Genomic DNA, 12,692 nt, shown 5'->3' with positions numbered 1-12,692 from the left:
AGGCCGAACTCATCCGGCAGCCTCCAACTGTCATATGCGATAGCCTTCTCCGCAAGCCGCTCCGTCATTCCGGGGTGCGCCTCTTGGCGCGAGCCCGAGAATCCATTGCTCAACAATCACCGCGGTTCGATGCATGCTCAGATGCGCCATGGCGCATCATAGCTCGCGATGTCGTCGCGCCCCGGTGACGACCGTAACTCCCTCCTGCCACCGTTCAGTTGGCGGCGCGGCGCAGGAAGGCCGGGACGTCGAGAACGGCCTCGTCGGGCGCATTGCGCATAGCGGTGCGGCCGTAAGGATCGAGCGGCCGGTCGGCCGGCTGGCGTGCATGTTCCAGGCTCGGCCTTGCCGGCGGCCCCACCGGGTGGTGCGGCTGCGGGCGGAGCGGCGGACTTTCCACCTGCGCAAGGGGCGCACTGCGCTCGATGCGATCGGCGATACGGCGGCCGTCGTTGCGCAGCCTGCCGGCGAGCTGCGTGAGGGCGGTCTCCACCGGCTGCGCCTGCTGCGCCGGGTCGAGATTATCGATTCCGGTCGCCACCACCGAGACGCGGACGATGCCTTCGAGGCTGTCATCAAACGACGCGCCGACGATGATGTTGGCGTCCGGGTCGGCCTCGTCGCGAATGCGGGTCGCGGCTTCGTCGACCTCGTACAGCATGAGATCCTTGCCGCCGGTGATGGAGATGATGAGGCCACTGGCGCGCTTGATCGAGGGATTCTCGATCAATGGATTGGAGATCGCGGCCACGGCGGCGGCAAGCACGCGCTTCTCGCCGGAAGCCTCGCCCCGTCCCATCATGGCCTTGCCCTTCTCCTTCATGACGGAGAGGACGTCGGCAAAATCGAGGTTGATCAGGCCTTCCTTGACGATGAGGTCGCTGATGCAGGCGACGCCCGAATAAAGCACCTGGTCGGCAAGGGCGAAGGCATCGGCGAATGTGGTCTTCTCGCTGGCCACCCGGAACAGGTTCTGGTTCGGGATGATCAGGAGCGTGTCGACCGTCTTCAGCAGCTCCTCGATGCCGGCTTCGGCAAAGCGCATGCGGCGCTGGCCCTCGAAGTAGAACGGCTTGGTGACCACGCCGATCGTGAGAATGCCAAGCTCGCGTGCGATCCTGGCGACGATGGGGGCAGCCCCGGTGCCGGTGCCGCCGCCCATGCCGGCCGTCACGAACACCATGTGCGCGCCGGTCAATTGATCGCGAATCGTATCGATCGCCTCTTCGGCTGCGGCGCGGCCCAATTCCGGCTGCGAGCCGGCGCCGAGGCCTGCGGTCACCTGTGTGCCGAGCTGGATCAGGCGCCTCGCCTTCGACATCGCAAGCGCCTGCGCGTCGGTGTTGGCGACCACGAACTCGACCCCTTGCAGCCCGGCTGTGATCATGTTGTTGACCGCATTGCCGCCGGCGCCGCCCACGCCAAACACGACAATGCGGGCCTTCATTTCGTGGATATCGGTGGTGCCAGTCATACTTCCCTCGTGATTGCTCCGGCAAGCCGGGGATGGAGATGAGTCTCGAGTGTTACCTGCGAGCCGCCCGGTCTGCCTGCACGATCGCAGCGGCCAGATGTCCCAATCGAAGCGCGGCTTGCCCCGCGATCGTGCCGCCCGCCCGGCGACCGGCCTGGAGAACCGCCACTTCGTCTTCCAGTCGTGCCGCCCACGCATTGGCGGCGGTCGTCTCGGCGGCCGCCTGCGTCAGCTCGACGGCCAGGCGATCGGCACGTTCGCGCTCGCGCTCGAATACTGCCCTGTAGGCGGTTGCGACGGCCTCGAGCCGCGCCACCTCCGCCTTGAAGGCCTGGATCTTGATGGCCTCGATCTTCGCCAGGGAGACATCGATCGGGTCTGCCCGGCGGACGCGTCGTGGGCGGGGTGTGTAGCGGAGCTCGGCGAAATCGACCCTGACCAGGGCCTTGCCGTCCTCCGACCGCGAGCGCGGCAAATGGCGGCGTCGCGCAAGCGAACGCGCGGCCTCTCGGGAGATGTCGAGGCGGGCACTGAGATCGGCATACGTCAACAATGCAACGCACATCGGCGCTTCTCCTGGAGCGAACCGGGACGGCATTTCGGGCTAATGATGGCTGGACGATTACCGCAGGCTAGGCTGCGTTGGTTAATGCACGGTTAACGCGCGAGGGGTGTTGTTTACAAGTGCCGTCACCGTGCCGACCGCGGATTTTCAGGACGTTGGAGATGTTCTCGCTGATCTCGTTGCCAGTACCGTCACAGCAGATGATGAGGTTTTCGGCTCGGGTTTGCGGTCGGTGTTGGGTGCGTGCTCCACGGAATGCGCCTCCGGGTGATGCTATCTGGGCAAGTATAGCGGAAAATGGGGAAAATTGGACAACACGCATTTGCTAGCTGGGTCGAGAACAATGAATCTACATAACGTACCGCGCAATTCCAGTTACCCCTAGAGCACCATCATAGGCAAACGTGACGCTGTGCCGGGCACGAGAAACTCCGACATACATTTTCGAGGCCGACTTTTCCACGTGTCTGATGTCGCCACTAGCCAGCCAAGATTTGGCGAGCTTGTGCGGAAATATTACGACTCGTTCAAAGGTGAGTCCTTTCGATTCGCCAAAATTCATCGCCTCGTAGCCGTGGCAATCTGTCTTGACATCCAGGCGGAGTACTTGCGGTCGGAATCTTTCAAGGTAGGCTGCTATATCGCTGTTATTAACGGCAAAGACTCCGTCGTGGCCGATTAGCTTATCGTTGAGTGATCTCGTCTTGGGCTCCCGCGGAAAGAAACCATCGGCAATATCGGCAATGCCCTGATTGCAGCGATGGGTCTCGGCTTGGTAGGTGGTCTTGCATAGTTTGAGTTTTTCCCACTCTCGAACTTTCTTAATGACCTTGATGCCGGAATAGGCGCTGTTCCTAACGGAGTTGTTTGTGCGAAATGTTGCCTGTCGGTGGTCACCAACAAGGTTCACTTGTACGCGTGAGCGCAAAATCAACTCGATTAAATCGAGATCATAGCCGGCGAGATCCTGAAATTCGTCGATGTAGATCATATCAAAGCGCTCTTCCAGCCTGCGGATCACGGCGCCGGCGGACGCTTCGTTGCAGGCGAGTACAAACTGCGCGATCTTGTCGGAGTAGATAAGGCCCTGATTTCCGAAGTAGAAACGTTTGATCTCAGTCTGCTTGGCGTATCTGTCAGATCGCCCTTGAGTCCAATGAACTCCTCGTATCCGAGAGCCGATTAGGCTCGATTGATAGGGTCGAGCAAGTTCGCGGAGCAGAAAGGAGTACCATGACCATACTTCTACATGTGCTGGGATGCAGCGATTGATTTGATAGATCTTCCCTTTGATCTCAGCGACATTATTTTGGGTATAAGTTACTAGAGCGCAGCGCCTTGTGGTCTCTCCAAGGGCTTCGGTGACAATTCTAGTGGTTTTTCCTCCGCCGGCAGCGGATACCACCACGTTATTCATGGACAACATTTTTGATGTAGGTCGGAATCGTCCAACAATGGTCAGTCTCGAAGAATTTTAGAGCGCATTCAGTCTTGTTGTCGGCCATGTAAGAGAGCAAATCCTCCGCGGTCTGGAATGACTTTCCAATAATGGAATTGACGATGTCCAGGCCATTGCTCTTGACCAATTGCGGCTCCAGCGTCTTCGCTGTCTCATCCTTGTCATATTCGAACTCGACTGAAGGGAAATTGAAGTAGTCTTTGTACCTCTTTTCAAGTCTGCTGACGTCTCCGTCGTTATCAGTAACGACATCTACGTCGATGGAAAGAAGAGCTGCGATATCTATGAAACGCTTAAAGGCGAGGGAGCTTACCGAGATCACGTCTACTCCCATCGCGAGGGGCATCTTGCCAAAGCGCATTAGAAATGCCTTTTGAACGATGAGTTCGTCGGAGGGGCCTTCAACTAAGATCGCCCGCTTTGCCAAGATGAGCCGAAGGGTGTCGTATCCTGGCAGCTTCATGAAGTAATTGTACGTGTCTTTGGGTAGATCCTTTAGAGGTCTTGCATTGCCCGACCTGAACAGAAATACAGAATCCATTCCAAGCTTGTTCAACACAAAGCTGCTGTGAGTTGTCAGTACTAGTTGTCGACCACTTAATCTGGTCGAGATGTGGCTGATGAGAATGCTTAAGTTCGAAAACGAGAGGTGGTTTTCTGGTTCTTCAATAAGAAATACGTGTGACTGCGCTGAGGCTTCCATCGCGAGTTTGATTTTAACGCTGTTTTGCTCCCCCTTACCTACAAGCGGCATCGGAATGTCATCAAGGTGAGGAACGACGCTCAGCTCCCAGCTTGCTCGCGACGATGTATCCAAGGAAATCGACAGTGTCTTCTGAGATACGATTCCCTTCTTTTGGTCGAGCGATCCATTTATTTCACGCACCCGCTCGTCCGTGAGAAATTCGTCCTTCATCAATCGATATGAGAGAGCGAGATCGACCTGCTCCTTTTTACTCAGGCCGTCCTTAACAAGATCAAGAACGTAGCGACTTGCTGCGGAGTTGTTTCTTATCGTGCTGGCATCAATGAAGCTGGATTTGATCGGTATCGATCTCGCTGTAATGTCGTTGTCAGCAAAGTCGCGCCATCGCACGACATAGTATTCGACAGGTATCGTTCTTATAATTGTCGGGTCTGCTACGTACTCGGCATATTCTTCCTGATATTCTTCGTTGAACTCAATCAATAACTTTACGCCAGCGGCGTCCTGCCGCAGCGAATTGTTCTTTCCCCTAAATCTTGCGATCCCTGGGTCATCAAGAAAGTAGAGTTCGATTAGGATCGTTGGCGGAGCCTTGGAAAACATACTGCCAAAAGATTTGACATATTGCCTCACCGCTTCGGCGTTGAAGAGGTGTGGGTGGAGTTCGGCTTGAATGGGGCGACCGTTTAACTGTCCGGACAATGCTAGGTGAATTGCTTCTAGGAAAGTCGATTTCCCGCACTCGTTGTCGCCAACAATTATGTTCAGGTGCTCGTTCAGCGTAACTTGGCTATTAGATAAGCAGCGGTAGTTCTTGATGATGACTTTGGATATCTTCACGATGTCTGCCACTCAAAGTGGGCTTCGTCGAAACGACTATTGGCGTAAAGAATTCGTTGCTTCAACAATGCGCGTAATGCCGTCGTTCTGCCCATAATATTGAATAGTCCGAAAGATTGTTGGGATTCCCAAGGCCATCAATGTTACGAGACCTTGGCCGACCTGCAATTCATGATGACTGTGATCGGGATTCTCATAGGAGGCCGATGCCACCTTGTTGGTCCCGATATCGCGAAAGCAGAGAATAACTGGCTTTCCGTTGGATTCTGCTAACTGGAGTTCGATGCCAAGACCGGTGGATGGAAAGCTGGCTTCAGCGATGACTAGATCAGCCTCTTCCACCATTGCTCGATCCCAAAGATAGCAAAGTCGAGCTCGCTCGGTTTCCGGTTTTGTGGCGAGTTGAGGGTCACTGTTTACGAGGGCGTACTTGACTGCTGCGGTTGGATCATTCTCCCGGAGTCTTTTGGCTAACTCGTGAATAAAGGCGACATGCTCGTCAAACAGCGAGCGCGGAACGTGGGTCAGAGCGCACGCGATGTAGATATTCATCAGCTCGCTGCCCGGATGTTTGGAACTAGGAATTGAATGCCTGTTAGCTCCGATGCAATCTCGTCGATGAACTGTTCAGCAGACATCTGAATAAATTCGCTTAGTAACCAATTCTTCTGTCCAGCTAGGAGGGATGCCATCTGCGGCGGATTATAACGGCTGATCTCGCTGAGCCGGTGCATCGCGCCTAAGATGAGCGTAGGCAGTTGGCGTTCAATGCGCTTTGGGCCGCGCGTTCGAGACCTGATGTACCAAAGTGGCTCCGTGCCGTTTATAAAGAATAACTCGCTGCGCAGGCTCTGGTTTAGATCGGCAATGTTGGCTAGAGCCCTCGCGCCCAACTTACCGGGCTTTTGGCAGGCCGCGGAGGCTACAGACCGAATTGCCCGAGGGCCAAACTTCTCGTCGGCAACAAAAAGGACTGGGAGTCGCTTAACGGCCGTCGCGAAGGGAATGTTCTTCGTAATGTCTGCGCGAAAATATACTTGCTTGGATGGCCTATCTGCAACGAAACCGCAGTTAGCGATTGGAATAAACATTTCGGATTGCGATGTATAGGTTAGGCAATAGGTTCGGTGTATGAAAACCATGTTGAAGAATAGTTCTTGAAGAGTGTGAGTCTTGTTGGTTTCGGATTCTTGGTAGTAAGTCGACAGGCTTGGCAATACTCCATGTTGCTGGATTTTGATGCCAAGGTGATTGAGAGAGGAACTTCCTCGTTGCGAGGCCGGAGTGTGCTCTGAAACGCCGTGACGTTCGTTAAATACAATTCCCTTGGCTGATAGAAGCGCCTTCGTTGCATTCAAGAAAGAATAGTAAAGCAGCAGAGGTGCCGATTGAGGAGGAAGGCCGAGGGATACCTTGTGGAATTCCTGCGCTTGCTGCCAATAGAGGAGTGCCTTGTCCTTGCCTCCTCTCTTGAGCCACAAGGCAACGTATGTCCACGGGCTGTTCGTCAGAACATTTCGAGCTCCAATTACCGGAGCAATTATTGCCTTATGAGGCGGAATCGCTCGCCCTCTAAACTTTATCTGAAGTAGGTCCTTTGAGATATCGTCCATTGCTCTATCTGATTCGAGGCGCAGTTAGCTTACGCCGCGCTCTGTAGTTGCAGAAGAGCAAAGCTTCCCAAACAAAAACGGCCGGATCTTCCGATCCGGCCGCAACGCAACTCTACTGGCTAAGCCTACGCCACGCGACGCAACTTAGCCCCCGCCCAATTCTGAAATCTTAGCTCGCCTTCTTCGCCGGCGCGTCGCCGACCTTTTTCTGGATGGCGCGCTTCAGCTCGAGGGCGCGCGGCGACAGGACGTCGGCGCTGGCCTTGAGCAGGAAGGCATCTAAGCCGCCATTATGGTCGACGCTCTTGACCGCGTTGGTGGAGACGCGCAGGCGCACGTTGCGCTCCAGGGCTTCCGAGATGAACGTCACGTTGACGAGGTTCGGCAGGAAGCGACGCTTGGTCTTGATGTTGGAGTGGCTGACCTTGTGGCCGACGAGGGGGCCCTTGGCCGTCAGTTCGCAGCGGCGAGACATGGTAGAAATCCTCAGGTTCGAGCCCCCAACGATTTGCGGCCGCCATTCGGGGCGCCACGGGGGCAAATTCTTTCGTCCTTGCAGGGAGCGGGCGGACGTATAGGGGGGAAGGGGCGGGACGTCAAGGCGACGGGCCGTTTTTGGCCCGTCGTCCCGGGGCGCGGGGAGCGCGAACCCGGGATCTCGCGCGGCACCCGCGGTGCGCTCCCTCCCCCGCGCGCGGGGGAGGGTTGGGGAGAGGGCTGTCTCCGCGGAGGGGCAGTCGCGACAGTGCCCCCAAAGGAGAGAGCCCTCACCCGCGCTTCGCGCGACCTCTCCCGCAAGCGGGAGAGGTGACCGCGCCCGCGACCACACCTTCCCCGATCACCAAAACGGCAATGATCGGAACGCCTTACCATCACATAAAGGGCGTATTCGCGGCCGAAGAGTCCTGGGGAGTTCCGCCGCTTTTGGCGCCCAGCACATTGTTTGCCGCTGTTTTTGGCTTAACTAACAAGGCCTGACGGCCCCATTGGATGGCTTCGTGAATATCCTGACCTCTCATCCGCCGCGGCGGCGCGCCGGCCAGTTGGCCCTGGCGGCGCTGTGCGGGCTCGCCTTGGCGTGGGGGGCGGCGCCGGCAGCGGCGCAAGGCAAGCTCGAGGCGCAATATGAGGCGACGTTATCAGGCATTCCCGTCGGCAAGGGCGCCTGGAACATCGACATCCAGGACGACGTGTTCGCCGCCGCGGCCTCCGGCGGCACCACGGGGCTGCTGAAATCGTTCGCGGGTGGCTCGGGCACCGGCGCCTCGCAGGGCCGCGTCGTCAACGGCGCGCTGGTTGCGACCGGCTATCAGGCCTCCACCACCACCTCGAAGAAGACCGAAGAGATCCGCATCACGCTCGACAAGGGCAATGTGAAGGATTTTGCGATCCTGCCGGAGCCGCCGGTCGACCCCGATCGCATCGTCGTCACCGAAGCGCATCGCCGCGGCGTCTGGGACCCGATGACGGCCTCGCTGCTGCGCGTGCCCGGCAATGGCGATCCGGTGTCGCCGGAAGCCTGCCATAACAGCGCGCCCGTCTTCGACGGCCGCATGCGCTACGACTTGAAACTCGATTTCAAGCGCATGGAGAGCGTGAAGGCCGAGAAGGGATACAAGGGCCCGGTCGTGGTCTGCGCGCTCTATTTCGTGCCCGTGGCCGGCTACATCCCCGACCGCCCCGTAATCAAATACCTCGCCGCCCAGCGCAACATCGAGATCGCCTTTGCGCCGGTGGCGGGAACGCGCATCCTGGTCCCGTTCTGGCTGAAAGTGCCGACGCCCTTGGGGCCTGCGATGCTGGAAGCGACGAGCTTCATCACCTCCCCCCAGCCGCCACGCGTCGCCAAGACGCAGTAGCAGTTCTTAACCCTCCCCTGGAGGGGAGGGTCGGCGCACATGAGCGCAGCGAAATGTGCGACGGGGTGGGGTGATCTCTCCCCACGGGCGCTGTGCCGGGCGGAAAGATCACCCCACCCCGCTCGCGCTGCGCGCGATCGACCACGGGCGAGCTACGCTCGTCCCGGACCCCTCCAGGGGAGGGTAAGAACGTATGAGATATCAATGACTTCCCTACTGTGCATGGGGTTGTTTTCGCATTTTTGTTTTGGCAGGTCGGGGAACCTGGAATCCATTTGACTCCCGCCCGATTCTGATTCGACTCCCCGCCGCCCCAGCTTTAAGGAATCCGTCATCAAATCGTCGCTTGTACGGCAGCCCGAGCCTTCATCTAGTGCGCACCTGTGGCGAGTCCCGCGACATGTTGCGTGAACGGAACGGGACGCAATCGGGAGTCAGCGATTCGGCCGCGATTCGTTCTAGAGTCGTTCCGAAGCTTAAGGCGAGCGGGAAAAGCGTCGCAAACTGAGACAGTTGCGCGAGGTTGGGAAGACTGCTCCGCGCTCGCTGTCATCGCCCGGCTTGACCGGGCGATCCAGTACGCCGAGGCGGTCGTGGTTGAGCCGATGAGCCACGGCGTGCCACATGCCCCGGTCAAGCCGGGGCATGACAGCGGAGCGCGTGGTGGCGTTCGGAGACATCGCTGACACCTGATCGCCTCATCGCCTCAAACAGCACTGACATTCGCCCAAATCGGCACTACCTATCTCCGGAATGGCTTTTTCTTCCTCCCCCTTCGCTTCCGAGCGTGCCCCCGGCGCCGGCGTCACTGCGGTGCTCGGGCCGACCAACACCGGCAAGACCCATCTCGCCATCGAGCGGATGCTCGCGCATCCCTCCGGCATGATCGGGCTGCCGCTGCGCCTGCTTGCGCGCGAGGTCTATAACAAGATCGCCGATCGCGCGGGGCCAGAGAGCGTCGCGCTCGTGACCGGCGAGGAGAAGATCAAGCCGAAGAAGCCGCGCTATTGGGTCTCGACCGTCGAGGCGATGCCGCGCGATCTCGACGTCTCCTTCCTCGCCATCGACGAGGTCCAGATCGCCTCCGACCTCGAACGCGGCCACGTCTTCACCGACCGCATTCTCAACCGCCGTGGCCGCGACGAGACGCTGCTCTTGGGCGCCGCCACGATGCGCCCGATCATCGAGCGCCTCTTGCCGGGCGTGTCCATGATCACGCGGCCGCGCCTGTCGCAGCTCGAATTCGCCGGCGACCGCAAGATCACGCGCCAGCCGCGCCGCACCGCCATCGTCGCCTTCTCCGCCGACGAGGTCTACGCCATTGCCGAGCTGATCCGCCGCCAGCATGGCGGCGCCGCCGTGGTGCTGGGCTCGCTCAGCCCTCGCACCCGCAACGCGCAGGTGGCAATGTTCCAGAACGGCGACGTCGACTATCTCGTCGCCACCGACGCGGTCGGCATGGGCCTCAATCTCGACGTCGACCACGTTGCCTTTGCCTCCGATCGCAAGTTCGACGGCTACCAGTTCCGCCGCCTGACGCCCTCGGAATTTGCGCAGATCGCCGGCCGCGCCGGCCGCGCCACGCGCAACGGCACCTTCGGCACCACCGGCCGCTGCGCCCCGTTCGAGCCCGAACTCGTCAACGCGCTCCAGAACCACACCTTCGACGCCGTGAAGATGCTGCAATGGCGCAACTCGAAGCTGGATTTCTCCTCGCTCGGCGCGCTCCAGGTGTCGCTGAACCTGGCCCCAGGGCACGAGGCGCTGACGCGCGCCCCGATCGCCGAGGACATGCGCGTGCTCGATCATGCTGCGCGCGACGTCGATGTGCGCGATATCGCGCATGGCAAGGTGGCCGTGGAGCGCCTCTGGGAGGCCTGCCAGGTCCCCGATTACCGAAAGCTGTCGCCGGCCGCCCATGCCGAGCTGGTGACGACGCTGTACGGCTTCCTGATGCAGAAGGGATGCATCCCCGATAGCTGGTTTGCCGCCCAGGTCGATCAGGCCGACCGCGTCGATGGCGACATCGACACGCTGTCGGCCCGGATCGCGCAGATTCGCACCTGGACCTTCGTCGCCAACCGCCCGGATTGGCTGAAAGACCCCGAACGCTGGCAGGGGATCGCGCGCGAGGTCGAAAATAAATTATCGGATGCGCTCCATGAACGCTTGACTGAGCGTTTCGTTGATCGCCGGACCAGTGTATTGATGCGCCGCCTGCGGGAGAACACGAGCTTGAATACTGAAATCGGCAAGACCGGCGAAGTCATCGTCGAAGGCCACGTCATCGGCCGCCTCGACGGCTTCACCTTTGCACCGGACGCTGCGGAAGCCGGCTCCGATGCGAAAGCCTTGCAGGCTGCAGCGCAAGCGGTGCTCGCCGGCGAGATCAACGCGCGCGCCGAAAAGCTGGGCAATGCACCGGACGAGCAGTTCGTGCTGACCTCCGAAGGCATCATCCGCTGGACCGGCGATGCCGTGGCGCGCCTGTCCGCCGCAGACGACGCGCTGCATCCGCGCATCCGCATCATCTCGGACGAGAGATTGACTGGGGCGCCCCGCGAGAAGGTGCAGGCCCGACTCGAGCTCTGGCTCAAGACGCATATCGAAAAGCTGCTCGGGCCGATGTTCGAGCTGTCAAAGGCCGAGGATGTCATCGGCATCGCCCGCGGCATCGCCTATCAGCTGGTCGAGGCGCTCGGCGTGCTGGAGCGGCCGAAGATCGCCAGCGAGCTGAAGGATCTCGACCAGTCCTCGCGCGCGGTCTTGCGCAAATACGGCGTCCGCTTCGGGGCCTATCACATCTATTTCCCCGGTCTGCTCAAGCCCGCCGCGCGCGCGCTCGCAGCGCTGCTCTGGGCGTTGAAGCAGGACAATGTCGATCTCTCCGCGCTGTCTGGCGCTCAGCATCTGGCATCTTCGGGCCGCACCTCGTTCCCGGTCGACAAGCAGCTGCCGCGCGATGCCTATCGCGTGCTCGGCTACAAGCAGGCCGGCGAGCGCGCCGTGCGCGTCGATATTTTGGAGCGGCTTGCCGATCTGATCCGCCCGGCGCTGGCCTGGCGCGAGAACTCGCCCGGCGAAAAGCCGGCCGGCGCGTTCGACGGCCGCGGTTTTGTGGTGACGCAGGCGATGACCTCGCTCACCGGGTCGGCCGGCGAGGACTTTGCGTCCGTGCTGCGCGCGCTCGGCTATCGCATGGAGAAGCGTCCGCCGTTGCCGCCAAAGCCTGTGGTGACCGAGACGGTCGCGGCAGAGACGCCGCCCGTCGAGGGCAGCGCGGAGACGTCGACCGAGACCGCAGCGGAGGCCGTAGCGGGTCTGTCGGCAGAAGCATCCGGTGAAGTCGCTCCCGAAGCCGTCACGGTCGAAGACGCCCCCGGCATGGAGCAGCACGACGGGGGCGCGCAGGACGCAGAGCCTGCGCCGGAAGCTCCGCCTGAGGCTGCCGTCACGCCCGAAGATGCGCCCGGCATCGCGCCACCGGCGGAAGAGATTGCTGCGCCGGCAGAGGCTGCCGGCCTCGAAGCCGCTGCCGCCGAGACCGCGGCAACGGAAGCTGCTGCATCGCCTGATGCTGCCGCGCCTGAAGCCGTCGCGCCTGAGGCTGCGGCGACGCCGGCCGAGCCCGAGCTCGTCGAGGTCTGGCGTCCCGGCGGCCGTCACGAGGATCGCAAGCCGCGCCACGAGCGCCATCGCCATCAGCGTCACCATCAGCCGCGTCCGCAGGCGAGTGCAGAAGGCAGCACGGCCGCGTCCGGCGAAGCAGCCGAAGGCGCGAAGCCGGGCGAGCGCCATCGTCATGGTGGTGGTCATCGCCGCGACGGGGCCAAGGATTTTCGCAAGGGCCGCGAAGGTGGTGGAGACGGTGCGCCGCGTCCCGAGGGGCGTGACGACAGGAATCGCCGTTTCGAGGGCAAGGACCGCGACAACAAGGATCGCGATCGCAACCGCGACAACAAAGGCAAGTTCGGCGGCGATCGCGACAAGGGCCGCGACAACCGTGGCCGCGACCGCGACAAGGGCCGCGACCGCCGCGACCGCGAGTCCGGTCCGTCGCTGCGTCCCTATGCCTCCAGCGCGAATCCGCGCGAACGCGATCGTCCTGTTGATCCGAACTCGCCCTTCGCAAAGCTCGCAGCGCTGAAAGAGCAACTGGCGGGGCGCAAGGAGTAA

9 protein-coding genes are annotated in these 12,692 nt (G+C 60.5%); 2 read left to right on the top strand and 7 right to left on the bottom strand.

Translation table 11 applies throughout. The features are described from left to right. Nucleotides 1-214: 214 nt before the first annotated feature. The 7 genes from ftsZ to rpmB all read right to left on the bottom strand — a co-directional run bounded on the left by ftsZ (nt 215) and on the right by rpmB (nt 7,132). Complete coding sequence (ftsZ, locus tag IVB01_RS02455; protein WP_247276307.1) at nt 215-1,474, bottom strand: cell division protein FtsZ; 1,260 nt, start codon at nt 1,472-1,474, stop codon at nt 215-217. Between the two features lie 52 nt (nt 1,475-1,526). Next, nucleotides 1,527-2,039 carry a hypothetical protein gene (locus IVB01_RS02450; protein WP_247276308.1) on the bottom strand — a complete coding sequence of 171 codons (513 nt, stop codon included), beginning with the start codon at nt 2,037-2,039 and terminating at the stop codon, nt 1,527-1,529. Nucleotides 2,040-2,388: 349 nt separating this feature from the next. After that, a complete protein-coding gene (locus IVB01_RS02440; protein ID WP_247494228.1) occupies nt 2,389-3,456 on the bottom strand; it encodes a UvrD-helicase domain-containing protein in 1,068 nt (355 codons plus the stop codon). Next, nucleotides 3,449-5,056, bottom strand: coding sequence for an AAA family ATPase (locus tag IVB01_RS35620; RefSeq protein ID WP_247276310.1), 1,608 nt, complete (start codon nt 5,054-5,056; stop codon nt 3,449-3,451). The genes IVB01_RS02440 and IVB01_RS35620 overlap by 8 nt, the downstream gene beginning before the upstream one ends. A 24-nt stretch (nt 5,057-5,080) precedes the next feature. Next, nucleotides 5,081-5,596, bottom strand: coding sequence for a nucleoside 2-deoxyribosyltransferase (locus tag IVB01_RS02430; protein ID WP_247276311.1), 516 nt, complete (start codon nt 5,594-5,596; stop codon nt 5,081-5,083). Then, nucleotides 5,596-6,657, bottom strand: coding sequence for a YaaC family protein (locus IVB01_RS02425; protein ID WP_247276312.1), 1,062 nt, complete (start codon nt 6,655-6,657; stop codon nt 5,596-5,598). The genes IVB01_RS02430 and IVB01_RS02425 overlap by 1 nt, the downstream gene beginning before the upstream one ends. Before the next feature lie 169 nt (nt 6,658-6,826). Then, nucleotides 6,827-7,132, bottom strand: a complete 306-nt coding sequence (gene rpmB, locus IVB01_RS02420) for a 50S ribosomal protein L28 (protein ID WP_247276313.1) — start codon at nt 7,130-7,132, stop codon at nt 6,827-6,829. Between the two features lie 574 nt (nt 7,133-7,706). Here rpmB and IVB01_RS02415 point away from each other — a divergent pair. After that, nucleotides 7,707-8,516, top strand: a complete 810-nt coding sequence (locus IVB01_RS02415; RefSeq protein ID WP_247276442.1) for a DUF3108 domain-containing protein — start codon at nt 7,707-7,709, stop codon at nt 8,514-8,516. A gap of 753 nt (nt 8,517-9,269) precedes the next feature. Then, complete coding sequence (locus IVB01_RS02410) at nt 9,270-12,692, top strand: helicase-related protein (RefSeq protein ID WP_247494227.1); 3,423 nt, start codon at nt 9,270-9,272, stop codon at nt 12,690-12,692.

It is taken from the genome of Bradyrhizobium sp. 164, assembly GCF_023073715.1.
Classification (GTDB): Bacteria; Pseudomonadota; Alphaproteobacteria; order Rhizobiales; family Xanthobacteraceae; genus Bradyrhizobium.
This window is presented reverse-complemented; position numbering and strand designations above follow the sequence as displayed.

Excerpts from the sequence above, each read along its gene's own strand:
- rpmB (WP_247276313.1), bottom strand. The coding sequence starts at position 7,132 with ATGTCTCGCCGCTGCGAACTGACGGCCAAGGGCCCCCTCGTCGGCCAC.
- IVB01_RS02410 (WP_247494227.1), top strand. The coding sequence starts at position 9,270 with ATGGCTTTTTCTTCCTCCCCCTTCGCTTCCGAGCGTGCCCCCGGCGCC.
- IVB01_RS02440 (WP_247494228.1), bottom strand. The coding sequence starts at position 3,456 with ATGAATAACGTGGTGGTATCCGCTGCCGGCGGAGGAAAAACCACTAGA.
- IVB01_RS02430 (WP_247276311.1), bottom strand. The coding sequence starts at position 5,596 with ATGAATATCTACATCGCGTGCGCTCTGACCCACGTTCCGCGCTCGCTG.
- IVB01_RS02425 (WP_247276312.1), bottom strand. The coding sequence starts at position 6,657 with ATGGACGATATCTCAAAGGACCTACTTCAGATAAAGTTTAGAGGGCGA.
- IVB01_RS02450 (WP_247276308.1), bottom strand. The coding sequence starts at position 2,039 with ATGTGCGTTGCATTGTTGACGTATGCCGATCTCAGTGCCCGCCTCGAC.
- ftsZ (WP_247276307.1), bottom strand. The coding sequence starts at position 1,474 with ATGACTGGCACCACCGATATCCACGAAATGAAGGCCCGCATTGTCGTG.